Here is a 24,727-nt window from a genome sequence, read left to right as displayed (position 1 = left end):
TTCCTCCTGACAGCTGAAGCTTCGCAACCTCAGTCTGCTCGGACAGAACCGGATGAACAACCTATCGAAAGATCACACCTAGGCATAGATCGACCTGGGCATTCGGTCCACTTGCCCCAGGATCGGATCGGGCGCAGACCTGAGCGAACCAGGGGGAAGCGCCCATGTTCGATGCCGTCGATCCGATCGTCCTGGCCCGCGCTCAGTTCGCCTTCACCGTCAGCTTCCATTTCATCTTCCCGTCCTTCTCGATCGGGCTGGCGAGCTATCTTGCCGTGCTCGAAGGGCTGTGGCTGCGGACGGGCAAGCAGCTCTATCTCGACATCTTCCGCTTCTGGCTGAAGATCTTCGCCGTCACCTTCGCCATGGGCGTCGTGTCGGGCATCGTCATGTCTTATCAGTTTGGCACGAACTGGGCGGTGTTCTCGGACAAGGCCGGTCCGGTGATCGGCCCGCTGATGGCCTATGAGGTGCTCACCGCCTTCTTCCTCGAGGCGGGCTTTCTCGGCGTGATGCTGTTCGGGATGGAGAAGGTCGGGCGCAAGCTGCACTTCGCCGCCACCTGCCTCGTCGCGGTGGGCACCGCCATCTCCGCCTTCTGGATCCTCTCCGCCAACAGCTGGATGCAGACCCCGGTCGGCTACGCCATCAACGCGCAGGGGCAGTTCGTGGTCGCGGGATCCTGGGCGGCGGTGATCTTCAACCCGAGCTTCCCCTATCGCCTCGTCCACACCGTGATCGCCGCGTACCTCACCACCTCGCTGGTCGTCGGCGCGACCGGCGCATGGCACCTGCTCAGGGACAGCAGCGACCCGCACGCGCGGAAGATCTTCTCGATGGCGATGTGGATGGCGGCGCTCGTCGCGCCGATTCAAATCCTCGCCGGAGACCAGCATGGATTGAACACGCTCGAACACCAGCCGGCGAAGGTCATGGCGATGGAAGGCCATTATGACAGCCACCCGCACGGCGCGCCCCTGATCCTGTTCGGCATCCCGAATGCGAAGGAGAGAAGGATCGACTATGCGATCGAGATCCCGAAGGCCGGGTCGCTGATCCTGAAGCATGATCCGAACGCGCCGCTCGCCGGGCTCGATACCGTCCCGCAGGATCGCCAGCCGCCGGTCGGGATCATCTTCTGGTCGTTCCGCATCATGGTCGGCCTCGGCCTGGCGATCTTCGGCCTGGGCCTGTGGAGTCTGGTCGCTCGCTGGCGGCGCAAGCTCTACGACTGGAAATGGCTGCACCGGGCCGGCGTGCTGATGGGCCCGGCGGGCTTCGTCGCCGTCATCGCAGGCTGGGTCACTACCGAGGTCGGGCGCCAGCCCTGGACGGTCTATGGCCTGCTGCGCACGGCGCACAGCGCCTCGCCGCTCGCTGCGCCGGCCGTGGGTGCCTCGCTGATCGCCTTCGTGCTGGTCTATTTCGCGGTGTTCGGGGCCGGCATTTGGTACATCCTCAGGCTGATCGACAAGGGGGTCGAGCGTGGTGAATCCGAGCTCGGCGATGCACCGATCCGGACGGCGGGGATCGTCCCCGGTCCTGCGCAGCGCGGCGGAGAAGCGTCATGAGCTACAATTATGACCTCGCCATGATTTGGGCTTTCCTGATCGCCTTTGCCGTCTTCGCCTATGTCGTGCTCGACGGGTTCGATCTCGGCATCGGCATCATCTTCCCGGCCTTTGGTGTCGGGGAGGAGCGCGACGTGGCGATGAACGCGATCGCGCCGGTATGGGACGGCAACGAGACCTGGCTGGTGTTGGGCGGGGGAGGGTTGATGGCCGCTTTCCCGCTCGCCTTTGCGGTGCTGATGCCGGCCTTCTATCCGCCGATCATCGCCATGCTGCTTGGGCTGGTGTTCCGCGGCGTCGCCTTCGAGTTCCGCTGGCGCGACCCGCGGCACCGCGCCTTCTGGGATGTCGGCTTCACCGCCGGGTCGATCGTCGCCGCGCTGGCGCAGGGCATCATCCTCGGCGCTTTGCTCCAGGGCGTGAAGGTCAGCGGGCGCGGTTATGGTGGTGCCTGGCTCGACTGGCTGACGCCGTTCAGCCTGTTGACTGGCGCCAGCGTCCTAGCGGCCTATGCCCTGCTCGGCAGTTGCTGGTTGATCGCCAAGACCGAGGGGCGAGCGCAGCAACAGGCCTATCGGCTCGCCCGGCGCTACGGCGTGATCACCCTGATCGCCATCGCCGCGGTCAGCGCGGCGACGCCGTTTCTGGCTCATGACTATTACACCCGCTGGCTGACCATGCCCGGCATCCTGCTGACCGCGCCCGTGCCGGTGCTGGTCGCGATCCTCGGCTTGATGTTCTGGCGCGCGCTAGGGCGGGGCGCGCAGTCGGCGCCCTTCCTTCTCGTGCTTGCCCTGTTCGCCTTATGCTTCGTCGGGCTGGGCATCAGCATGTATCCCTACATCGTGCCGGACACGCTGACGATCTGGGATGCCGCCGCGCCGGAGAACGCGCAGGTCTTCATGCTGATCGGGGCCGGCGTGATGCTGCCGCTGATCCTCGGTTATACCGGCTGGGCCTATTGGGTGTTCCGCGGCAAGGTCGGCACGCACGGTTATCATTGATGCGGGCGGACACGGCGCCCCTGTGGAAACGGCTCGCCTGGATGGCCGCGATCTGGGCGGCCAGCGTCGCTGTGCTTGGTGTCGTGGCGAGCCTGCTCCGATGGTGGCTCAAGGGCTGAGATCGCCTTTCTCCGCCACTGGCGCCGTGCTACCGCACCATGCATGGGGGAACGACAGATCGACGGCAAGGATGATGGGCATCTCGTAAGGCTCGACGTCCTGCGCTTTCCGCTCATCGTCCTGATCGTCTATCTCCACGCCTGCGGCGTCACCGCCAATTTCGCCGATGGCGCGCGCGGGCTGGCCGATGCGAGGGTTGTCGAGGACGTTCAGGTCTTCACCGGATCGATCTCGCGCATCGCGGTCCCGCTGTTCTTCCTGATGTCGGGCTTCCTGTTCTTCCGCGGCGTGCACTTCTCCATGGCGACCTATCGCGCCAAGCTGCAGGCGCGGGCGCGCAGTCTGCTGCTCCCCTTCCTGTTCTGGAACCTCGCCCTGCTCGTGCTGGTCGCGGTCGCGCAGTCGGTTCCCGCGCTTGCGCCGCTCTTCAACGGCCAGAACCTCGCGGTGCGGAGCATGTCGCCCTTCCAGATGGTCGATGCCATCTTCGGCTTCACCCGCTACCCGATCGCCTATCAATTCTGGTTCATCCGCGACCTGATGATCCTCGTCATCGCCTCGCCGCTGATCTGGGCGGCGGCCCGCTATCTTGCCAAGCCAGTGCTGATCGTCCTGCTCTGGGCATGGGTAATTGCGGCGTGGCCGTTACTGCTGCCGGAAGGAGAGCCGGTCCTGTTCTTCTATGTCGGCGCATTAGTCGCGATCCGGGGCGGTTCGCTGTTCGCGGTCGACCGGATCAGCTGGTGGATCGCACCGCTCTTCGTGCTTGGGCTAGGGGGCTTCTATCTCGGCCATGGCACAGGCCTCCTCAACTATCTGTTGCGGCCGACGGTCGCGGTCGGCATGGTGCTGGCCTTGAAAGCGAGCCGATGGATGGCAGAGTCCGATCGCTGGCGCGGTCCGCTTATCTGGCTCGCCGGAACGTCCTTCTTCGTCTTCGCGGTGCATGAGCCGCTGGTCACGATCGGCAAGAAACTGGCGGTCCGCATGCTGCCGATGACCGCAGGGACGGTACTGACCGTCTACGCCGTGATGCCGACAGTGATCGTCGCTTTCGCCGTCTTGCTTTATTGGTTGTTGCTAAAGACGATGCCGCGTTTGCTGCTCGTCGTGACGGGTGACAGATGAGCTGGGAGCTTCGCGACGGCCGGGCGTGTCTCAGGGGGCAACCCTTGTGAGCGCTGGACCCCCAGCGCTGACAGGATTAATATCTCTAGATGAAAGTTTTCCAACGACTCCGCGCCGCCTTTGCAGCTCGTCGTGCACGTGCGAAATCATTGGCTGCTGCAGGAATCTGTCCGTTTTGTGAGCAGGATCCGATCGAGGAGGGGCGGGATCTATGTGTAGATTGCGCCGCCTACAGAGCCTCAGCGCCGTAGAGATCGGAGACAATCCTGTCCCTTGCGTGCCGCGCCGAAAACCCCTTCCTTCATCACGCATCGACTGCCGTTGAGGCGGCCCGCTGTCTGTTGGCACTAGCCGTGGCCGAAGCAGGTTGATGCATTGCAGCGCGCAGGTCCTTCCCTTTCGAGCGGCGCATGACTAGGGGCGAGTGTGTCGATTCCTTCGATGCGCCGCCATTGCCTCCAGCCCCAAAAGAGAGACGAGATGACGATCAAGCCGCTGCGCAAGGCCGTGTTTCCGGTGGGTGGTCTCGGCACACGATTTCTGCCGGCGACCAAGGCGCTGCCGAAGGAAATGCTGCCGGTCGTGGACCGCCCGCTGATCCAGTACGCGGTCGACGAAGCGCTCGAGGCGGGGATCGAGCAGATGATCTTCGTCACCGGTCGCGGCAAGTCGGCGATCGAGGATCATTTCGACATCGCCTATGAGCTCGAGACGACCATGGCGCATCGCGGCAAGTCGATGGAGCTGCTCCACCAGACGCGCCTGAAGCCCGGCGCCGTCGCCTATGTCCGCCAACAGGAGCCGATGGGCCTTGGCCATGCCGTTTGGTGCGCGCGCGACATCGTCGGCGACGAGCCATTCGCGGTGCTGCTCGCCGACGACTTCATGGTCGGCAAGCCAGGCTGCCTCAAGCAGATGGTCGACGCCTATATGGAGGTCGGCGGCAACATGATCTGCGCGCAGGAAGTGCCCGAGGATCAGACGCACATGTACGGCGTGATCACGCCCGGCGCGCGCGCCGGCGCGCTCACCCAGGTCAAGGGCCTGGTCGAGAAGCCAAAGCCCGGCACCGCCCCCTCCAACCTGTCGGTGATCGGCCGCTACATCCTCCAGCCCGAGGTGATGCGCGTGCTCGAAACCCAGGAGAAAGGCGCGGGCGGGGAGATCCAGCTGACCGACGCCATGGCGCGCATGATCGGCGACCAGCCCTTCCACGGCCTGACCTTCGACGGCCGTCGCTATGATTGCGGCGACAAGGCTGGGTATGTGCAGGCCAATCTGGCCATCGCGCTGAGCCGCGAGGATATCGGCCCCTCGGTGCGTGCCTTCGCGGTCGATCTGCTGCGCTGAGGCGCGTCCTCAGGTGCCGTGATAATCCCGGTACCAGTCAACGAACAGGGGCACGCCGGTATCGAGCGTGGTCGACGGCTCGAAGCCGACATCGCGCTGGATCGCGCTGATATCGGCATAGGTCGCATGCACGTCGCCAGGCTGCATCGGCTCCATGATCTTGATCGCCTCGCGGCCGCACGCCGCCTCGATCAGCGAGATCAGCCGGCCGAGCCCCTCGGCGCGGTGATTGCCGATATTGTAGATCGCATGCGGCGCCACGCTGCCGCCGGCCTTGAGCGCGCCGTCATCCAGCGGCGGCTTGCGGACACACGCGACCACGCCAGAGACGACATCGTCGATGAAGGTGAAGTCGCGGCGCATGTCACCACCGTTGAACACGCGGATCGGCTCGCCGGCGAGGATCGCCTTGGTGAACAGCCACATCGCCATGTCGGGCCGGCCCCAGGGGCCATAGACGGTGAAGAAGCGCAGACCGGTCTGCGGCACGCGGTAGAGATGCGCATAGGTCTCGCTCATCAGCTCGTCCGCCTTCTTGGTGGCGGCGTAGAGCGAGAGCGGATGATCGACCCGGTCCTCGACCCGGAAGGGCAGCGCGGTGTTGCCGCCATAGACCGAGGAGGAGGAGGCATAGACCAGATGGTCGGTCTTCCGGCTCCGCGCGAGCTCGAGGATGTTGAGATGCCCGGTGACATTCGACGCGGCATAGGCACGCGGGTTCTCGATCGAATAGCGCACGCCGGCCTGCGCGCCGAGATGGATGATTCGGTCGAACGCGACACTGGACAGGGCTTCGTCCAGGCCATGCTGGTCGGCGAAATCGACCCGGATGAACTGGAACCGATCCCCGCCATGCTCGGCGAGCTGAGCCAGCCGCGCCTCTTTCAGCGCGACGCTGTAATAATCGTTGAGGTTGTCGATTCCGATGACGGTGTCGCCGCCCGCGATCAGGCACCGGGCCACGTGAAAGCCGATGAAGCCGGCCGCGCCGGTCACGAGAATACGCATCAGGTCCTTTGCTCCCCGCGTCGGGGCCTAGGAAGAGGCGCTCTCATTGGCAAGCGCTGGTCGATGGACGGATCGCTTTAACCATTTGCGGTTATCCCGGTCCGCTGAATGTTGAGGCCTGAGGGAATCATATGAAGGGTATCATCCTGGCGGGGGGCGCCGGTACGAGATTGTACCCGGCCACGCTCGCACTGTCGAAGCAGCTTTTGCCCATATTCGACAAGCCGATGATTTATTACCCGCTCTCCGTCCTGATGCTGGCGGGGATTCGCGACGTCCTGATCATCTCCACGCCGCGCGACCTGCCGATGTTCCGCCTGTTGCTTGGCGACGGCACGGCGTTCGGGATCAACCTCTCCTATGCCGAGCAGCCCGAGCCGCAGGGCCTGCCCCAGGCATTCCTGATCGGCGAAGACTTCCTCGCGGGCGAACCCTGTGCGCTGATCCTTGGAGACAATATCTTCCACGGCGATGGCTTGGGCGCGAAATGCCGCGCGGCGCATGCCGCGGCGGAGGCGGGCCGGTCGACGGTGTTCGCTTATCAAGTCACTGACCCGGAACGCTACGGCGTCGTCACCTTCGATCCGGCGAGCGGACAAGCGCTGGCGATCGAGGAGAAGCCTGTGGCGCCAAAGTCGAGCTGGGCGCTGACCGGGCTGTATTTCTGCGAAGCCGGGGTCGTCGATATCGCCCGGGGCCTTGCGCCGTCCGTGCGGGGCGAACTGGAGATCGTCGATGTACTGAAGGCCTATCTTGCCGAGGATCGGCTTGATATCGGGCGGCTGGGCCGGGGCTATGCCTGGCTCGACACCGGCACCCATGACAGCCTGCACGACGCCTCGTCCTTCGTCCGCACGATCGAGCGGCGCCAGGGGATCAAGGTCGCGTGCCTCGAGGAGATTGCGCATGATCTCGGCTATCTTGATGGCGGCGCGCTGATGGCGCGCGCGGATCTGCTTGGCAAGACGGAATATGCCTCTTACCTGCGCCAATGCGCCCTGGCCGCGTGATGGCGACGGTTCGCAACATCGTCGGCTCCCGGCCGGATCGCGCGGTGCTGGTGACGGGCGGCGCCGGCTTCATCGGTTCGGCACTGTGCCGGCATTTGATTCGCGGCGGCCGCACCCGCGTCATCAATCTCGACAAGCTCACTTATGCCGGGTCGCTCACCGCGCTGGCCGAGGTCGAAAGCTCCCCCCACTACCGGTTCGTGCGGGGCGACATCGCCGATCGATCGCTGGTCGCCGCGCTGCTGCGCGATGAAGCGGTCGATGCGGTGATGCATCTCGCCGCGGAAAGCCATGTCGACCGATCGATCGATGGGCCCGCCATCTTCATCGAGACCAACATAACCGGGACCTTCCACCTGCTCGAGGCGGCGCTCGACCATTGGCGGTCGCTGGAGGGCGAGGCAAGGGCGCGGTTCCGCTTCCACCATATATCGACCGATGAGGTGTTCGGTGACCTACCGTTCGACGACAGCCGCTTCAGCGAAGAATCGCCCTATCGCCCGTCATCGCCCTATTCGGCCTCGAAAGCGGCGGCGGATCATCTCGTGCGGGCGTGGCACCACACCTATGGGTTGCCCGTGGTCCTGTCGAACTGCAGCAACAATTACGGGCCGTATCAGAACGCGGAAAAACTGATTCCGTTGACGATCACCCGGGCCATGCGCGGCGAGACCTTGCCTGTCTACGGCAATGGCGCGAACGTCCGGGATTGGCTGCACGTCAACGATCACGCGCGCGCGCTCGAGGCGATCATGCGGACCGGCGCACCCGGCGCGAGCTATGCGGTGGGTGCGCGCGAGGAACATAGCAATATCGCCGTGGTCGCGGCGATTTGTGACCTGCTCGACGAACGGACGCCGCTCGCCGACCGACGATCGCGGCGCGACCTGATTCGATTTGTCACGGATCGGCCCGGTCATGATCGGCGTTATGCGATCGACCCCGCGAAGATCGAGCAGGAACTCGGGTGGCAGGCGAAGATCCGCTTTACTCCCGGATTGGCTGCAACGATCGATTGGTATCTGGGTCAAGCCGTGTCCGCGACGCAGCAGCCAGCCGCGCCCCTTCGCGCCTAGAGCGTTTCGCGTTCGCTACTTGATCAGGATCTGAAGTGCCTCGCCCTGGTGGCCGCGCGCTGGAACGGTGCGCCTACGGATAAGGCTCATACGAAAAAGGGCCGGACTTTCGTCCGACCCCTGATCTTCTGATCGTTGCCGCAGCGCTTACGGGCTGGCAGGCTTCGAATCGTCATTCTTGAAAGCAAAGTAGACGCCGAGGCCGGCGGCAATGATGCCAAGGCCGAGAACGACGCCACCGCCGCCACCGCCACCCGAGCCTTCGTCGCTCGAGCCGCCGTCCTGAGCGAACGACTTCGGAGCGGTTGCGCAGCTCGACGCGCTGACCGAGAGCACCGAGGTCGGTGCCAGCGGAACGTTGCAGCCGGGGAATGCAACCTGTGCTTTCGCCTGGCCGCGAGTCACGACGCGATCACCAGCATAGAGCGACTGGCCGACGCTTGCTGGGATCAGCTTGCCGTCACGCGAAACGAACGTGCCCTGGCTGGCTGCCGTCAGCTTGCCAACCGACTGCTCGGCACCGGCAAACAGCGGTGAAGAAAGGCTCGCCATCACGATGGCGGCGGTTACCCGCGAAAATCTCATATCAGTCTCCTCCTGAACCGCTTGGAAGTAGGCTCACGACTTGGGATTAGCCTCAAGCCGTGATTTTGTCCACCCAAAACGTTCGCATTTGCACAACTATCTCGAACTGATGCGGTAACACCACACCGCGCAAAAGGTTTCCTGTAGTAGCGCGCAACGCCATATGTCGTTTCTATACCAAACAAATGGTTAAGCCGCATCCGCGAGGTCTGGCCGGGCAATTGGGCATGCCGTCGCCCGGGACGTCCCGAATCAAGACACGCGACCGGTTTCCCGCCGTCGCACGATTCGCCCGGATGGCCTTGCGGGCGCCCTCGCTACGAGGGCGAATCAGGCCGGATCGGCATGTTCCTGTCGCGGCGGCAACGGGGGAATGATAGACGAATGGTCGCGGATGGCGCGGCCCGGTGCGATCTGTGCTCTTTTTGCGGGGAATATCTTCGCACTTGCGGGAGGTGGCTGGATTTGGCCGAAGATTTGGATCAAGGACAAAAGGCACGGCGCGGCATGACATATGTGTCGCATCCGCTGCTATTCATGGCTGGAGCGGCACGATGGCGATTGTTTCGGGGCGGCGGGATCGAGCCTGATTCATGCTGATGCAACGCAACCTCTCGAGCCTTGTCGGCAACGCGCGATGGATTTCGTCGCTGCGGCTGCAATTGTTCGTCGAGATCCTGCTGGGGGTGCTGCTGCCGCTCGTCGCGCGCTACGGGCTGCATTCCAATTACGATCACCACCCGTCGGCGCCAGCCAGCTTCGTCCTGTCCTTTTTCAGCGTGGTCAGCGCGACCTTCCTGTCGCGCAGGATCGGCGGCTTTCCCGGCACGCGGACTTTCATTTACGTGCTGCCGACATTCTCCATGTCTTTCGGACTGGCGATCCTGACCGCCGTGGTACTTCGCCTCGACTATAACCGCACGGTCCTGATCGCGAGCTTCACCCTCAGCGTCGCCGCGGCTTACGCCCTTGCCTATCTCAGCGCGCGCAGGGCGGTCCGCCGTTTCCATGTCGTGCCGGGTGGCAGGACGGGCTTTCTGGAGGATATCGAGGGCGCGGAATGGCTGCCGCTCGCCAAGCCCGAGGTTCCGGTTGGGCGCGACGTGATGATCGTGGCCGATCTGCACCACGATCTTGAGTCGCCCTGGGAACGCATGCTCGCCCAGGCCGCGATCAACGGCGTTCCGGTCTACCATGTGAAGCAGGTCCGCGAATTGCTCACCGGGCGCGTGCAGATCGAGCATCTGTCGGAAAACAGCTTCGGATCGCTCCTGCCCAATCTCGCCTATCGCAAGCTCAAGCGCCTGATCGATCTCGCGGCGTGCCTTGTCGTGCTGCCCGCGCTGGCGATCGCGATGACGATGATCGCTATCGCCATTCGCCTCGATTCTCCCGGCCCGGTCTTCTTCCGCCAGCAGCGCATGGGCTATCGCGGGGGATCGTTCACGATGATCAAGTTCCGCACCATGCGGCCGCGCAACGACGAGGCCGATCAGGATGCGCGGCGCAAGAGTGCGATCACCCGGGCTGACGACGATCGCATCACCCGCATCGGCCGGTTCCTGCGCCGTACGCGGCTGGACGAACTGCCGCAGATCCTGAACATCCTGGCCGGCGACATGAGCTGGATCGGCCCGCGGCCGGAGGCGATGGATCTGTCGACCTGGTACGAGGCGGAGATTCCCTTCTATTCCTATCGCCACATCGTCAGGCCAGGCATCACCGGCTGGGCCCAGGTGAACCAGGGCCATGTCGCCGATCTCGCCGAGATCAACATGAAGCTGCAATACGACTTCTTCTACGTGAAGAACTTCTCGGCCTGGCTCGACGTGCTGATCACGATGCGGACCGTGGTGGTGATGCTCAACGGCTTCGGTTCGAAATAGCTCTTCTTATGGTTCCAGCTTCTTCCGGGCGCGGTTCGGCGCGCGAGACCGCCGGTCGCCGGGTGGTCTTCGTCAACCGCTTCTACGCACCCGATCACTCGGCGACCGCGCAGATTCTGACCGATCTCGCCGAATATCTGGCGGGGCAGGGCTGGGCGGTGGAGATCGTCACCAGCCGGCTGATCTACGGTACAGCCGGCGCCGGCTTGCCGCCGCGGGAATTCATCAACGGCGTGGCGGTCACCCGGGTGGCGACGGTGAACGGCACGAGTCTTGGGCTCCTCGGGCGGGTGCTCGCCTATCTGACCTTCTACCTCAGCGCGGGCTGGACGCTCCTGCGCAGTCTCCGTCCGGGCACGATCGTCGTTGCCAAGACCGATCCGCCCCTGATCGCCCTGGTCGCTCTCGTCGCCTGCAAGCTGCGCGGCGCGCGGTTGGTGAACTGGGTCCAGGATCTCTATCCGGAAGTCGCTATCGAAATGGGCATGAGCGCGTTGCGCGGTCCGGTCGGCGGCATGCTGGGCGCCCTGCGCGACATCGCCCTGCGACACTCGGCGCTCACCGTTGCGATCGGGCGGCGCATGGCGGACCGCATCGTGCGGCGCGGCGTGCATGCAGAGCGTATCGTCACCATCGCCAATTGGAGCGATGATGAAGCCATCGCGCCGTCCGCCTCGAACAGCCCGGCATTGCGCGCCGATTGGGGGCTGCCGGCTGACGCGTTCGTGCTCGAATATTCCGGCAATCTCGGCCGGGCGCATGAGGCGGATACGCTGCTGGCCGCCGCGGGACTTCTCGCGCATCGAACCGATATCTGGTTCTTGTTCGTGGGCGGCGGCCATGCTCAGACCGAGCTGCGCCGCAACGCGGCCGCCGCGGGGCGTGAACGCTTCGTCTTCCAGCCCTATCAGCCCCGCGCGCGGCTGTCGGAGAGCCTCGCGGTCGGCGACGCCCATTGGTTGTCGCTCCGGCCCGAATTCGAGGGCCTGATCGTCCCGAGCAAGGTATTCGGCGTCGCCGCGGCGGCGCGGCCGATCGTCGCGGTGTGCGATCCCGCGGGTGAGGTGCCGTCGATGATCGCCGGGCTGGGAGCGGGCGTGACGGTGGCGCCGGGTGACGCGACCGGTCTTGCCGCGGCGATCGCCGGGCTGGCGGACGACCGGGCGGCGTGCCGCGCGATGGGCGATCGGGCGCGGGCGATGCTGCAACAGGGTTACCGGCGCGGCACCGCGCTCGAGCAATGGGCGCGCGCGCTTGAGACTCTCGTCACGCGGGGCTAGCTGCGGCTATAAGGCACAAAAGGCTCGAATGATGTTCTCGCGTTTCAGGCAATCGCGCGCCAGGCGCAAAGCACCCGCTGAATGGCGCGGCCCGTCCGGCGCGCGCGCTTATGCGATCGGGGACGTGCATGGCCGGCTGGACCTGCTCGAACGCATGATCGCGACGATCGATCGCGATCGCCACCAGAGCGGCCGCGCGCGCGACTATCTGATCCTGCTGGGCGACCTGATCGATCGCGGCCCCGATTCGCGCGGCGTGATCGAATTCCTGATGCGCTTGCCGTCGGACGGGATGCGCCCGGTCTTCCTGATGGGGAATCATGAGGAGATGATGCTGCGCGTCTTGGGCGACGAGCCCGAGGCAGTGCCGCAATGGCTCACCTATGGCGGCTATGAATTCGCGCAAAGCTATGGCGTCGAGGTCGGCCGGCTCGCCGCGCTCGCGCCGGCCGAGGCAGCCAACATGATTCGCGCGGCCATCCCGTCATCCCATCTCAGTTTCATCGAAGGGTTCGCCGACAGCTTCACCTTTGGTGATTTCCTGTTCGTCCATGCCGGCTTGCGGCCGGGCAAGTGCCTGGCGGACCAGGATACGCACGACCTGCGCTGGATCCGGGACGAGTTCCTGAACGACGACAGCGACCATGGCTGCATGGTGGTGCACGGCCATACTATCTCGGCCGAACCGGAGGAGATGGAGAACCGGATCGGGATCGATACCGGGGCCTATCAGACTGGCATCCTGACCGCCGTGCGGATCGAGGGCGCGAAGCGGCGCATGATCAGCGTCGACGAGCGCGATCTATGATGCAGGCTGGCGCATACTGTGCACGCGCAGCAATTTTTGTGCGTGTGCGGTCTGGTGCGACAGGGTTTGAGCCTGTAGCAGCGAGGTAATTCGGTCCAGATCGGGTAAAACGGCGCCTCGGGGCGTCGCCGGAACACAAGGCCTGTTTCACAAGGCGGGGGCATCACGGACGTGGCAAGACTGTACAACAGCCGTAGGCGCATCATGGTCACCGGTGGAGCGGGGTTCGTCGGCTCCCACCTGATCGATCGACTGCTCGAGCGGGGCGACGAAGTGCTGTGCGTGGACAATCTGTTCACTGGCACGAAGCGCAACATCGACCATCTCGCCGGCCATCCGCGCTTCGAGTTCATGCGTCACGACGTGTGTTTCCCGCTCTATGTCGAGGTCGACGAGATCTACAATCTCGCCTGCCCGGCATCGCCGGTCCATTACCAGCACGACCCGGTCCAGACGACCAAGACGTCGGTGCATGGCGCCATCAACATGCTTGGCCTGGCCAAGCGCTTGCGCTGCAAGATCTTCCAGGCTTCCACCAGTGAGGTCTATGGCGACCCGAGCGTCCATCCGCAGACCGAGGCCTATTGGGGCAACGTCAACCCGATCGGCATCCGCTCCTGCTATGACGAGGGCAAGCGCTGCGCCGAGACGCTGTTCTTCGATTACCACCGCCAGCACGGGCTCGAGATCAAGGTCGCCCGCATCTTCAACACCTATGGCCCGCGCATGCACCCGGCCGACGGTCGCGTGGTCTCCAACTTCGTGATGCAGGCGCTGAACGGCGAGCCGATCACCCTGTACGGCGACGGGCAGCAGACCCGGTCCTTCTGCTATGTCGACGATCTGGTCGCCGGCTTCATGGCGTTCATGGATACCGCGCCCGAGGTGTCGGGCCCGATCAACCTGGGCAATCCGGTCGAGTTCACCATCCGCGAGCTGGCGGAGCTGGTGGTCGAGATGACCGGGTCGAAATCCGAGCTGGTGTTCCGTCCGCTGCCGCAGGACGATCCGATGCAGCGCAAGCCCGACATCACCCGCGCCCGCGAGACGCTGGGCTGGGAGCCGTCGATTCCGCTGCGTCAGGGCCTGGTCAAGACGATCGAGTATTTTGCTGAAATTAGTGGTCGCTGAAAGCGCATCACACCCATATGCAACTTCGCCGCAACAGTTTGATCAATCTTGCCGGCGGCATAATCGGGCTCATCCTATATGCCGCGCTGACGCCGCTGTATCTCCACACGGTTGGACCGGAGCGATATGGGCTTTTAGCTATCGTATGGGCTTTCCTGGCGTTTTTCTCTGCCTTTGACTTCGGCATGGGGATTGCCCTCGGCTACATAATTGCCACGAAATCAGAAGACACTGTAAGTGAGCAATCTCAGTTTTTTTGGACGGGCTTGATCATCAGCCTCCCTTTTGGACTGGTCGCTGGTGCGGTCCTTTTTGGCCTCATTGGCGGAGGCTTGGGCAATCTGTTCAACTTAAGTATTTCCGTAAAGGCGGAGCTTGTCGCCTCGGGACCTTCTCTTGTAGCGATCGGGATTTGCACTGTATTGTTGTCTGCGATCGGTGGCCTCTTTCGAGGGCGCCAAATGTTTGCGACGACAGCTGTGTTCGGCACGGTATCGTTAGTTCTTTCTATATTGCTGCCGGTCGCGGCTGCGGTCTTTATCTCTCCCTCACTCCATGTTCTCATTGTCGCGACCTTATTGTCGCGCTTGATGACCCTCATATGCGCAATTGCACTCGCGCATATCGTGGTATTGGAAGGAGCGCGACCCCGGGTATCCGTCGATGCTGCGCGCGTACTTTTGGATTATGGGGCATGGGCATCACTTAGTGGAATTGTAGAACTCGCTGTTTCAGGAGCCGATCGGTTTCTTCTGGGTGCAATAGCGGGTTCGGCCGCAGTTACTTATTACGCGGTGCCGTCAAGCATCTTGTCAAGAGTTCTGATTGTCCCGAACAGCCTCGCTGGCGCGGCGGTGCCGCAGGCTGCACGTAGCACCGAGGAAGAAGAGTTGCTCCTTGCGCGCAAAATATTGCAGATGGTGGGCGCATTAACCCCCTGCTTCATCGCGGGTATGTTTTTGGCGAAGGCATTCCTTATGCTTTGGCTTGGCGCTCAGTTCGCGTCTCAGGCCGCCAGTACACTTAAGATGTTGTGTTTCGCATATTGGATTGAGACGGTATCGCTAGTATTGTATTACAGGGTTTTGGGATTGGGTCGGCCAAGAATCAATCTCATTGCCGCCGGCGTCGTGGTTCTTCCTTATATTGGCGCCTTGTACCTATTCGTGGGGCAGTGGGGAGTGTTGGGAGCCGCCGTCGCGTATGCACTGCGGAACGCCATTTATTTATGCGCCAGAACAACGCTGACGCGGTCATGGCCGATGCTGATCCATTCCGTCGGAGCATCTTTCGCGCTGCTCCTTGTCTCGCTGCTTCTTAGCATGGCGCCTTTTTCGCCTATCCTATACTGTTCATTGGGCCTTCTGATGACGGGCGGTTCGCTGGCGTTGGTGATCAAAACTCGGCCTTCTCAGCTGGATCGTGCTTTCTGGGATTTGGTGTCCTTCGTAAAGCGACTGTGGCGGGCAGCTTTCCTGCGCAATGTTACAGGCAAATAGTTGAGGTTCATCCATGGCGCCTATTATGAAAAATATGGTTGAAAATCATCGCGGTCATACCGTTCTGGCATTCACGCCGGGATCATCGCCGTTGGTGCTCGACGGAGGTGCGCATAAGGGCGAATTCGCGCGGAGCGTGGCAAAGGCCTGGAACGCTAGATGTCATTCGGTCGAGGCATCCCCCAGCCTGTTCATGCGAATGGAACTCCCGAATGGGGCAATTGGATACAATTTTGCAATCGCAGGTCAGGATGGCAAACTTTCGTTTGCAATCGAGGATAATCCAGAAGCTTCCCATATCGAGACCACGAGTGCAGTATCCGACGAGCGACACATCGTTGTACAAGCCCGCGGCCTCGGCAATTTTCTGCGAGAGATAGCCCCGGATGGTATCGATCTGCTGAAGCTCGATATTGAGGGTGCCGAGATAGTTGCGCTGGAGAGTCTGAGCGACGAGCAACTACAGAAGATAGGACAGATCACCGTAGAATTTCACGACTTCTGCGGCTATATAACCAGCAGTCAGACGGACCAGGCAATCGCGCGACTCAAATCCCTAGGTTTTGCGGCGTTCAACTTTTCGTTTAGAACCCGTGGGGACGTCCTCCTCGTTAACACTAACGTTTATCGGCTTTCCCTGTTCGATAAGGTCCGACTGAGTGTTTTTGAGCGTGTACGGCAGCGGCTATTGCGGTCACGGAGGCAATATTCATAGGCTCTCCACCATTGCTTGAGCGCCGCAAGGCACTCAGCTTGGCCTGCTGGAGGCGCTATTGCGCCGAGATGATCTTCAGGCGAATCTCGTAGAAATAGAGCAGCTTTAGAAAGGCGTAGTGGAAGCCCGCCGCGCCATCGAGAAAGCCCAGCTTCAGAAAGTAGGTGCCGGCGAAATAGGCCGGGGCGAACCACCAGCGCGAGAGGTTCCGATATTTGGTCCGCTGGCGCGGCGTGAGCGCAGCCCAGGCGGCATCACCCCGCGCCATCAGGTCGGCGTGTCGCTTCGCTTCCCAGCTCGCGTAGGCATTGTGGCGGCCGAGATAATGCTCGATCCCGCGATAATCGAGATGATCGATCGGCGCCGCAATTTCGCCGATCGGGCCGTCGAGCACAGGGTGCTCGTGCACCTCCATGTCGAGGGTGCTCCAGCGCTTGTCGTCGATGCGCTCATATTGGCCGGCGCCCACGCGGAACAGCGCGAGCTTGCGCTGCGGCACCCCGTGGCGAAGCACGCGCCCCATGAAATGGTTGGTATAGTTCAGCCAGAAGCCGGCGAGCGGCACCTCGGGTGCATTCAGGGCTTGGCGCAGCTCGGCAACGAATTGCTCAGTGATGCGCTCGTCGGCATCGAGGAACAAAACCCAGGGTGTTGCGGGCGGATGGTTGGCCAGCACCCAGTTGCGCTTCTTGGGGAAATCGCCCGACCAGTCGAAATCGATCCAACGCGCGCCGTAGCGGTCGGCGATGGCGCGAGTGCCGTCGGTGCTGCGGGAATCGACCACCCAGGTCTCGGCGAAGTCGCCCAGGCGCGAGAGGCAGGCGTCGAGGTTCTTCTCCTCGTTGCGCGTCGGCACGACGACGGTGATGGGGAGCGCGCTCATCGTTCGCCGATCTGTCGGGCGGGGTTGCCCGCGACGATGGCGCCCCCCGGCACGTTGCGCATCGCAACGGCGCGCGCGGCAACCACGGCGCCCGCGCCCACCGTCACGTCGGGGCCGATAAAGCAGTCGGCGCACAGCCAGGCTTCGTCGCCGACAATGATCGTCGACCGGATCAGCGGCATGCGGGGATCGCGGAAATCATGGGTGCCGGCGCAGAGATGGGCGCCCTGTGAGATGGTCACGCGCTCGCCGATCTTGATGCCGGCAAGATTGTAGAGGATCGCACCGTCGCCGACCGACGACCAGTCGCCGATCTCAAGCTGGGTCGGCATGAAGATCCGCACGGTCGGATATATCTGGCAGTTCCGGCCGATCCTGGCGCCGAACAGCCGCAGCCAGCGTGCGCGCGCGCCGTAAAAGGGCCGCGGAATGATGCGGAAGACCAGCCTGCCGACGCTCCACGCGACGCGTGCGCGGCGCTCGGCGGGCGAGTAGTTGGAGATGCGGCGATTCCCCTCGATATCGAGGCCGGGGGATATGCGGGGGGTCGGGGCGGGATCGGTCTCGGCCGGCATCGTCAGTCGGCGACATGATGGGGGCGGGGCCCCCGGCCCGAAAGCCAGGTGAACAGCCCGATATGCTGATCGACGATGCGCTCCCAGGTGAAGCGTTCCTCGACCAGCTTCCGGCCCCGCTCGCCCGTTTCCGCGAGCGTCGATGGCTGGTCGAGATGATAGCTGAGCGCCGCGGCGAGCGATTCGGGTGCGGTCTCGATGCGATAGGCACCGCCCGCGACGAACCCTTCGGGGATGTTGCAGGCATAGGTCATGAGGACGGCTTTACGATGCGCCCAGGCCTCGAGAATGGTCATCGGCATCCCTTCGCTATAGGAGGGAAGGATAAACGCATCGCAATTGGCATAGGCGTCCTGCTTGGCCGATCCGAACAATGGCCCGCTGAATTCGACATTGCTGAGCCCGCGTTCCTGGGCGAGGCGGACGAGGTGCTGAAGATGATCGCCATCGTCCCAGCCCGCAATCTGCAGGACCCAGTCGTCGCGGATCGTCGGCGATTTCGCAGCGGCGATCGCCCAGGCTTCGATCAGCTCGACAATGCCCTTTTTAGGGTGGATGCGGCCTAGGAACAACAGCCTCTTGCGTGACGCATCCGCGGGCCGTTCGGGCACATAGTCAGTCGGTGGCAGCGAGATGCCGTTGGGGATGACGGCGATCGGCACGCCCAGGCCAAGCGCCTCGATCGCGTCTGCTTCGGCCCAGCACAAGGCCCTGAGGACGCCGGCCGATCGCAGATTGGCATTCTCGAACGCCCATTTCGCCACGCGCTTCTTGATATGGCTGTTCCGCTGAGCCCAGGGATCAAGCATCCCGTGCGGCGATATCACCAGCGCGCCGCCATTCTTGCGGTTCCAGCTACGCGCTGCGACCGACGTATGGTTCCACAGACCGTGCAGATGGAGCGCGTCATATGCATGGGTATTGAGCTCGCGGCTCAGCCCCGGCGCATAGCCGAATCGACTGGGTCCGATCGATGGGAAAGCGCGGAAGTTGCTAACCTTCCAAGCGTCGCGCACAGCAGCCAGCCCGGCATCGGCGACACCATAGACCGACACGTTGTGCCCGCGTTCGTGCATGAGATTGGCGGGCAGGCGGACCGATTCGAACAGGCCGCCGGCACCCGAACTCAGCGAGGTGGTGAGGATGCCGAGGTTCAGCGGCGTGACACGGGCGGTCATCAGGCCGACATCCTGCGCAGGGCGAACATCATGACGATCCTGGCGATCAGCGAGGGCCTGATGCGCCGTGCCGCGGCGCCATAACGCGCCGCTCCGGCCAAGCCCTGGCCGAATCGCTCCGGGGCGCATTCCGCCACCAGCGCCAGGCTCGCCCGGCGCATGGCATTATCGTCGTCCACGTCCGCGATTACCTTCATTGCTCCTGTCAACGCTCCCACATCGTCAGGCGAGAAAGTGAAGCCGTTCACCCCGTCGCGAACCAGGACGGAGGCGCACCCGCACCGATCCGACACGATCACCGGCAGGCTCGCCGCCATCGCTTCATTTACAACCAGGCCCCATTGCTCCACCGTGCTCGCGTGCACGAAACATCCGGCCGTTCCGTAATAGGACGGCAGCTCCTCATACTGCCGGAAGCCCGGCATATGAACATGGCCGTCAAGGCCCAGTGCGGTACGCTGCTGCTCAAGGGAAGCGCGCAGGTCGCCGTCGCCGAGCAGCACCAGCGGCCAGTCGGCCGGATCGTCACCGCGGCCCTGACGGAAGCTGGCATAGGCCTCCAGCATGAGCGCGAGGTTCTTCTTGGGGATGAAGCGGTTCGAGGCGAGGAAATACCGGCCCCGGGTTGCCTCGGGAAGCGCTGCGCCGTCCTGGCCGCCCGGCATGGGCGCGTTGCGGGCGGCCTCCGCCATGCGGTGGAAATAATCATTGTCGACGACGTTGTAGCCACGGAAAATCGTCGCGCGCGGCAAGCCGAGCGCGTGGAGATATTCAGCCTGTCCGTCACTGGTGCAGAGGCCGGCGGTGAAATATTCGAAGACGCGCCGTTTGAGGAACTCGGTCGTCCATTTGCGCCGGAAGTCCCAGGGATTGGTCTCCGACATCGCGATCACCGGGATGCCTCGAGCGACCGCCCAACTTGCAAGCGCAAGCGCCATCTGGGACGACCATCCGGGCACCGCGATCGCATCCGGCCTGAACGGCGCCACCTTCGCCTCGATCGCAGCGAAGACGTCGGCCGCGTTCCCAGAGCGTTTCTCGGTACTGAGAACGACCCGCCTCATCCCTGCCGGGACCTCCGGCGAATCCCACGCATAGAGTGCGCTGGTCGATGCGCGCTCGACCGCAAGGACCTCGACCTCCTTCGCCGCCGCGTTGAGACGGGCGATGTGGTAGGGGCCGAAATTGTCGAAGGCGATCGCTACGCGAATATTGCCGCTCCTTGCGTACTCAGGGCTGGTATCGCGCTTTTGTTGCAACTGCGAGAGAAACTTTACTCACCCTAACCTTGATCAGGCCAGTTCGCCCAGATAGCCGCGAAGCGTCGTAGCCGCCGCTTTCCAGGTGAAGGCCCGACCGCGCTCGATCCCACGGGTCACGAGGTCGTGTCGCGCCGAATCATCCGTCAGAAGCCCGTCGAGCGCGGCGACATGGTCGTCCGGCAGCGACGGATCGACCAGCACCGCCGCGTCACCCGCCACTTCGGGAATGGAGGAGCTGTTGCTTGCGACCACCGCCGTACCGCAGATCATCGCCTCGATCACCGGGATGCCGAAGCCTTCATAGAGCGATGGAAACCAGACGAGGCGGGCAGCGTGGTACAGCGAGCAGAGCGTGTCGTCGCTGACAAAACCAGCCATGACGATCGACGCGCCGATTGCCCTGGCCCGCGCGGCATAATCGGGCGTGCATTGTCCCGGCACGACCAGCAGCAGATCGGGATGCAGCGCCTGCAGCCTCGGCCATGCCGCCAGCGCGACATCGGCGTTCTTGCGATAGGACAGGCCGCCGGAGAGTAGGATGAACGGCCGGTCGCGCAGGCCGAGGCGTTCTAACTCCGCTTCGCCGGCAGCATTGGGCGGCTGGAAGAAACGCTCGGTCGCGCCGTTATGAACCACGCGGAGACGATCCCGCATCGCCGGATAGAAATGGGCGATGCGCTCGGCCGAGAAGTGCGAGACAGTGTGGAACATGTCCATCTTGCGCTCGAACTTGCCGTAAAGCACCTGCCATTTCGCCTTTTGCCGGGCAAAGCCGCCGTCGCGGGGCAGAGCGCTCGATTCGAAATAGGAAGCATCGTGAAGCGTGACGACGCTCTTCGCGCGCCGCGTCGGCACATAGGATTCGCTGGTGCAGTAGACCAGCTCGGCGTCCGGCCACCAACGCTCGGCCCGGGGGCGGTCGGTCGCGATCCACAGGGCCTGCTGCCAGGATGTATCCAAACTGAAATCAAGATAGCGATAGTCGCTCCATGGCTTACCGACCTTGGGAATAACCTCGCGACGATCGGCCCGGTCAGCCAGGATCCTGATCTCATCCCGGCCCAGCAGCTCCAGCTGCTCGACGATATTGCGCACCACGCGGCCGGCACCGGTCGCATTGTGGATCCGGCGCAGGTGCACATAGGCGAGCAGCTTCATTGCGGCGTGGCTAGCCAATTCTCCAGTACGATGCCCTTGATCTCGTAGATCGTCGCAGGCGTGAACGTGCCGTCGTCGGTCAGGCGGCGGAGATCATAGCCGGCATCGAGCAGCATGCGCGCGGGATCGGCGGCACCGAAGCCGGCGCGCTCGGTCAGGTCCGGGCAGACCTCGAAATAGATCGAAGGACGTATCGTGTTCAGGACATGCTTCGCGCCGCGGAACACGAGCGTCTCATAACCTTCGACGTCGATCTTCAGCAGGCCGATGGAGGTGATCGCGTGCTTCGCGACGAAGCTGTCCAGCGTGATTGCCGGCACCTCGGCGGCATGGCGGCTGCCATCCCTGCTGATGCTCGCCGTGCCGCGCGCGATGGGATCGTTGTCGAACAACACCGTCCCGTCCGCGTCGGACACGGCGTAGCGATGGCAGGACACTTTGCTCGCGCCGTTGCGGGCGATGTTTGCTTCGAGCGTCTCGAACGTGGTCGGATTGGGTTCGAAGGCGTGGATTGCCCGGTCCGGGAAGCGGCGGGCGAGCAACAGGCTGACCAGACCGATATTCGCGCCGACATCGAGGATCGGTCCCTCGCCGAACGGACTCTGCTCGAAGAAACGCCGCTCCGCTGCGTTGATAAATACGGGGACGGAATGATATTCCGAAAAACTCGAGAAGCCGCCGACCTCGATACCGTCGAGAAGATTGCGGGAGGGTTTTCCTCCCGATTTGGCGGAACTGACGATCCAGGCAAGATATTCGCCGACCATAGTGGGATCGTTGGCGAGGCTGGCCACGTTGCGAGCGAGCTTGGAACCGAGGCCCGCCATCTCAGGCGAGACCTTCGGACCGGGGGTTGCGAGCGTGGTCCATCATGAGAGCCTCCTGTCAGCGCGCCTATATTAGCTGGAATTCGATCTGTCCCGCCTCAATTTTTCGCAACTGCGTCTTTCGAATTCGGGACACTGCTCGGGTCAGTGCCTTCAACCATCGCACGAGAATTCGCGCAAGGCGCCGACAAAGGCGTTGCCCCAGGCTTGTTCGTCATATGCCTGAAATTCCGCACGCGCCGACCGCGCCATCGCATCGCGCCGGGGTCGGTCGCCAATGATCGCGAGAATCGCGTCGGCGAGCGCGTCGACATCGGTCGGCGGCACCACGATGCCGCTTTCGCCGTCCTTGAAATCGACCCCGGCCTCGCGGGTGGCGACGATCGGCACGCCGGCGGACATCGCCTCCAGCACGACGCCCGCAGATCCTTCGGCCAGCGACGGGAAAGCGAGGATATCGGCCCGCAGGAACTCGGCCCGCATCCTGTCCCGCGAAACATGGCCAAGTATTTCGATATTCGGCGCGCGGAGCTGTTCCGCCGCGGCCGCCGTCACCCCGCCGGCAAAGACGAAGGTAACCGATGGATCGATCCGCGCGATCCTAGCCGCGGCGAGCGCTACATATTGCGGTCCCTTGCGCAGCTGGATCGAGCCGGCGAACAGCACGCGCTTGTGGGTCGGATCATTGGGCTGCTCGAAGGTCAGGCCGGATCCGTAGCGAACCAGCCGGCACTTCGCGCGCGCCGCGGGACTATAGGTGGCGACGTCGTCGATCACGCTCTGCGATGGGCAGAACAGCCCGTCCGACCGATCGATCATCGCCTGGCTGACCGCATCGAGCGCGGCTGCGGCCTCCGGCGAATAGGATGCCTCGCGCCATTCGGGGAACTTCTCCGCCTCCCGGTTCACCACACGGTGCGCCGAAGGCATGATGAACACGTCGGAGACGAACTTGGCGCCGTGCGCGACCAGTTCGTCATATTGCAGGCCACCTGCAAAATATTGGGAATAGATCACGTCGGCTTCACGCAGGTCGCGCTCGCGAAAGGTCCAGCGCTCTGCTGCGTCCGGCGCGCGCTTCTTGGCAATCAGCGCGCCGGTCGCGAGGCGGCGGAGGGCGGACCGTGGCAAATCGGGAACGACGCGGCGCAGCAACGCTTGGGTCTTGGGAAATGCGCCTGCTGCTGCCCTGACGAGCACATGCTCGAGAGTTCCTGTCGAAACCGCGAAGTCGGTGTACATACACTGCAGAGCACCGGCATTTTGCAAAAAGCGTGCGAGCGCATACCCGTGTCTGGCGCCAGGTTGGATTAACAGTGCTCGCACTTGCTGCTCAATCCTTATAGCTTTGGCTGATTCCATTCGCGCAGGTGAAACTTCAGCAAATTAGGTCGGCACGTACCCAGACAGCTGCTTCATTTCCTTGCGAGTTATGCGCGCGTATCGAAATGGCAGCCAGATAACCAGCATCAAGAATGGCAGCGTGCACACAAATTCCTGAAAAGCGTGTGTAATGCCATGCAATCCGGTTCCCAACATCGAGACGTACAAGTACTGCCCGCGCAGTCCCCCTGCCGATGCAAGCTCGAAAACGCTCCCGTAAAAGAAGCCTAAAAGCGCAAAGGCAAAGACACCAAAATACCAATAGTCTTTGAAGGTGTCCGAAAATCCGGTGCGAGTGGCGCCCGCGGTAAAATATCTATTACTCAGAAGGTCTTGATCGTCTTGAATCATCATCCGATTCTTGGCCTCGCGACCAAAAATGAACGCTGGAAAATAACGCCACACGGCCCCATTGTATATTGCTCTGAACGGGACGTACCCGCCCTGCTCAATCGCGATAGCAATATCAGTTACGGCGCCCTCTACCTCCGGCGCCTTTGGCGTCCCCGCTGTGGTGTTCTGGCTGGAGTAGAAGTCCTGTGAGGTCAACGCTCCGACGAGGGACGTGTCATTCACCTTGATGTAACCTCTCAAGTCGCCGGCATTGTTAACAATGAAGGCACCAATGGCGCAGGCAAACAGCAGCAGCGGCCTAGGAGGAACAAAACCCTTAACAAAATGTAATCCGCACACAACGATAATAGCAAATTCGAAAAGAAACTCCCTCTTTACAGCAAAAAGAAGGACCGGAGAGAAAATTGCTGTTGCGATGCAGAACAGTATCAGCGCTGAGCGCTGCTTGGTTCGTAAATATATCAAAAACGTAAGCGCCGCCGCGAAGACTAGGCACTGGGCAAATAGGGCGTATAGCGTAATGATCCCTGTCCACATCGTTTGATTTTCGACATCTGCGGCAGAACGAGACATCAGAATGAACGAGATGGTTCCGACTGCTAACAGCGCTGTCGCTGCGTGAGTCATACGCTTCTCGCTGTACATGGATGAAATCTCATCCTTCTGTGCTTGCAGGCGCTGTCTGCTGACAGCTCGACCTCCAAGATAACCGAAAACCAACAGGATCACGCAGAGTGTCATGTAGTTCCAAGCCGGTGTCGGGTCGAAGGCGCTCGACAAGCCCTCTCTCTCAATTGCCCAGGCTTGCGGCAGGAGCCAAACTGACAGGAACATTCCAACCACGAACGGATACTGGAAGACAAGTCGCGGCCTCAAGATCGGAATTGCGCCCAAACCAATGATCAGGGCGGACAGAAGGATAAGTGACGTACTCAT

At 62.8% G+C, this 24,727-nt stretch carries 23 protein-coding genes; 13 read left to right on the top strand and 10 right to left on the bottom strand.

Translation table 11 applies throughout. The features are described from left to right. Positions 1 to 164: 164 nt before the first annotated feature. The 5 genes from AC1RT8_RS16975 (at position 165) to galU (ending at position 5,173) form a co-directional block, all read left to right on the top strand. Complete coding sequence (locus tag AC1RT8_RS16975) at positions 165 to 1,571, top strand: cytochrome ubiquinol oxidase subunit I (protein ID WP_493076824.1); 1,407 nt, start codon at positions 165 to 167, stop codon at positions 1,569 to 1,571. Further along, the gene (gene cydB / locus AC1RT8_RS16970; RefSeq protein WP_493076823.1) at positions 1,568 to 2,575 is read left to right on the top strand and encodes a cytochrome d ubiquinol oxidase subunit II; all 1,008 of its coding nucleotides are present in this window, start codon (positions 1,568 to 1,570) and stop codon (positions 2,573 to 2,575) included. The genes AC1RT8_RS16975 and cydB overlap by 4 nt, the downstream gene beginning before the upstream one ends. Continuing rightward, complete coding sequence (locus tag AC1RT8_RS16965) at positions 2,575 to 2,694, top strand: DUF2474 domain-containing protein (RefSeq protein ID WP_493076822.1); 120 nt, start codon at positions 2,575 to 2,577, stop codon at positions 2,692 to 2,694. Before cydB ends, AC1RT8_RS16965 begins: the two co-directional genes overlap by 1 nt. 43 nt (positions 2,695 to 2,737) lie before the next feature. Further along, positions 2,738 to 3,823: an acyltransferase family protein gene (locus AC1RT8_RS16960; protein WP_493076821.1), complete on the top strand. Its 1,086-nt coding sequence runs from the start codon at positions 2,738 to 2,740 to the stop codon at positions 3,821 to 3,823. A gap of 480 nt (positions 3,824 to 4,303) precedes the next feature. Further along, complete coding sequence (galU, locus tag AC1RT8_RS16955) at positions 4,304 to 5,173, top strand: UTP--glucose-1-phosphate uridylyltransferase GalU (protein WP_493076820.1); 870 nt, start codon at positions 4,304 to 4,306, stop codon at positions 5,171 to 5,173. A gap of 9 nt (positions 5,174 to 5,182) precedes the next feature. Here the strand turns inward: galU and AC1RT8_RS16950 are convergent, their stop codons facing one another. Beyond that, the gene (locus AC1RT8_RS16950) at positions 5,183 to 6,181 is read right to left on the bottom strand and encodes a GDP-mannose 4,6-dehydratase (RefSeq protein WP_493076819.1); all 999 of its coding nucleotides are present in this window, start codon (positions 6,179 to 6,181) and stop codon (positions 5,183 to 5,185) included. Between the two features lie 131 nt (positions 6,182 to 6,312). Here AC1RT8_RS16950 and rfbA point away from each other — a divergent pair, with 131 nt between their 5' ends. Beyond that, positions 6,313 to 7,191: a glucose-1-phosphate thymidylyltransferase RfbA gene (gene rfbA, locus AC1RT8_RS16945; RefSeq protein ID WP_493076818.1), complete on the top strand. Its 879-nt coding sequence runs from the start codon at positions 6,313 to 6,315 to the stop codon at positions 7,189 to 7,191. Further along, positions 7,191 to 8,267 (top strand): dTDP-glucose 4,6-dehydratase, encoded by a 1,077-nt coding sequence (gene rfbB, locus AC1RT8_RS16940; RefSeq protein ID WP_493076817.1) that lies wholly within the window; start codon positions 7,191 to 7,193, stop codon positions 8,265 to 8,267. The genes rfbA and rfbB overlap by 1 nt, the downstream gene beginning before the upstream one ends. A 147-nt stretch (positions 8,268 to 8,414) precedes the next feature. Here rfbB and AC1RT8_RS16935 read toward each other — a convergent pair whose 3' ends face one another. Next, complete coding sequence (locus AC1RT8_RS16935; protein WP_493076816.1) at positions 8,415 to 8,852, bottom strand: FecR family protein; 438 nt, start codon at positions 8,850 to 8,852, stop codon at positions 8,415 to 8,417. 599 nt (positions 8,853 to 9,451) lie between these two features. Between AC1RT8_RS16935 and AC1RT8_RS16930 the strand changes: the two genes are divergently transcribed. The 6 genes from AC1RT8_RS16930 (at position 9,452) to AC1RT8_RS16905 (ending at position 16,171) form a co-directional block, all read left to right on the top strand. Next, positions 9,452 to 10,738 (top strand): sugar transferase, encoded by a 1,287-nt coding sequence (locus AC1RT8_RS16930; protein ID WP_493076815.1) that lies wholly within the window; start codon positions 9,452 to 9,454, stop codon positions 10,736 to 10,738. Positions 10,739 to 10,746: 8 nt separating this feature from the next. Continuing rightward, positions 10,747 to 12,018, top strand: coding sequence for a glycosyltransferase family 4 protein (locus tag AC1RT8_RS16925; RefSeq protein WP_493076814.1), 1,272 nt, complete (start codon positions 10,747 to 10,749; stop codon positions 12,016 to 12,018). A gap of 31 nt (positions 12,019 to 12,049) precedes the next feature. After that, the gene (locus tag AC1RT8_RS16920; RefSeq protein ID WP_493076813.1) at positions 12,050 to 12,826 is read left to right on the top strand and encodes a metallophosphoesterase family protein; all 777 of its coding nucleotides are present in this window, start codon (positions 12,050 to 12,052) and stop codon (positions 12,824 to 12,826) included. A gap of 204 nt (positions 12,827 to 13,030) precedes the next feature. Continuing rightward, on the top strand, positions 13,031 to 13,957 hold the full coding sequence (locus AC1RT8_RS16915; RefSeq protein WP_493076838.1) for a UDP-glucuronic acid decarboxylase family protein: 927 nt from the start codon (positions 13,031 to 13,033) through the stop codon (positions 13,955 to 13,957). 17 nt (positions 13,958 to 13,974) lie between these two features. Then, positions 13,975 to 15,456 carry an oligosaccharide flippase family protein gene (locus tag AC1RT8_RS16910; RefSeq protein WP_493076812.1) on the top strand — a complete coding sequence of 494 codons (1,482 nt, stop codon included), beginning with the start codon at positions 13,975 to 13,977 and terminating at the stop codon, positions 15,454 to 15,456. A 25-nt stretch (positions 15,457 to 15,481) separates the two neighbouring features. Then, positions 15,482 to 16,171 carry an FkbM family methyltransferase gene (locus tag AC1RT8_RS16905; protein ID WP_493076811.1) on the top strand — a complete coding sequence of 230 codons (690 nt, stop codon included), beginning with the start codon at positions 15,482 to 15,484 and terminating at the stop codon, positions 16,169 to 16,171. Between the two features lie 55 nt (positions 16,172 to 16,226). On the opposite strand, the gene AC1RT8_RS16900 is transcribed toward AC1RT8_RS16905, so the two are convergent. The 8 genes from AC1RT8_RS16900 to AC1RT8_RS16865 form a co-directional block, all read right to left on the bottom strand. After that, positions 16,227 to 17,054, bottom strand: coding sequence for a glycosyltransferase family 2 protein (locus AC1RT8_RS16900; protein ID WP_493076810.1), 828 nt, complete (start codon positions 17,052 to 17,054; stop codon positions 16,227 to 16,229). Then, entirely contained in the window at positions 17,051 to 17,629 is a 579-nt protein-coding gene (locus AC1RT8_RS16895; RefSeq protein ID WP_493076809.1) for an LbetaH domain-containing protein, read from the bottom strand. Before AC1RT8_RS16895 ends, AC1RT8_RS16900 begins: the two co-directional genes overlap by 4 nt. 2 nt (positions 17,630 to 17,631) lie before the next feature. Beyond that, positions 17,632 to 18,807, bottom strand: coding sequence for a glycosyltransferase (locus AC1RT8_RS16890; protein ID WP_493076808.1), 1,176 nt, complete (start codon positions 18,805 to 18,807; stop codon positions 17,632 to 17,634). Next, complete coding sequence (locus AC1RT8_RS16885) at positions 18,807 to 20,066, bottom strand: glycosyltransferase family 4 protein (protein ID WP_493076807.1); 1,260 nt, start codon at positions 20,064 to 20,066, stop codon at positions 18,807 to 18,809. Before AC1RT8_RS16885 ends, AC1RT8_RS16890 begins: the two co-directional genes overlap by 1 nt. Positions 20,067 to 20,099: 33 nt before the next feature. Beyond that, entirely contained in the window at positions 20,100 to 21,227 is a 1,128-nt protein-coding gene (locus AC1RT8_RS16880; protein ID WP_493076806.1) for a glycosyltransferase family 4 protein, read from the bottom strand. Next, positions 21,224 to 22,054, bottom strand: coding sequence for an FkbM family methyltransferase (locus AC1RT8_RS16875; RefSeq protein WP_493076805.1), 831 nt, complete (start codon positions 22,052 to 22,054; stop codon positions 21,224 to 21,226). The genes AC1RT8_RS16880 and AC1RT8_RS16875 overlap by 4 nt, the downstream gene beginning before the upstream one ends. A gap of 153 nt (positions 22,055 to 22,207) precedes the next feature. Then, the gene (locus tag AC1RT8_RS16870; RefSeq protein ID WP_493076804.1) at positions 22,208 to 23,416 is read right to left on the bottom strand and encodes a glycosyltransferase family 4 protein; all 1,209 of its coding nucleotides are present in this window, start codon (positions 23,414 to 23,416) and stop codon (positions 22,208 to 22,210) included. 24 nt (positions 23,417 to 23,440) lie between these two features. Then, a complete protein-coding gene (locus AC1RT8_RS16865) occupies positions 23,441 to 24,727 on the bottom strand; it encodes a hypothetical protein (RefSeq protein WP_493076803.1) in 1,287 nt (428 codons plus the stop codon).

The organism is Sphingomonas sp. GW821-FHT10F11, from assembly GCF_058809095.1.
Note: the sequence above shows the minus strand (reverse complement) of the source record. Positions and strands in the feature narration are given on the sequence as shown.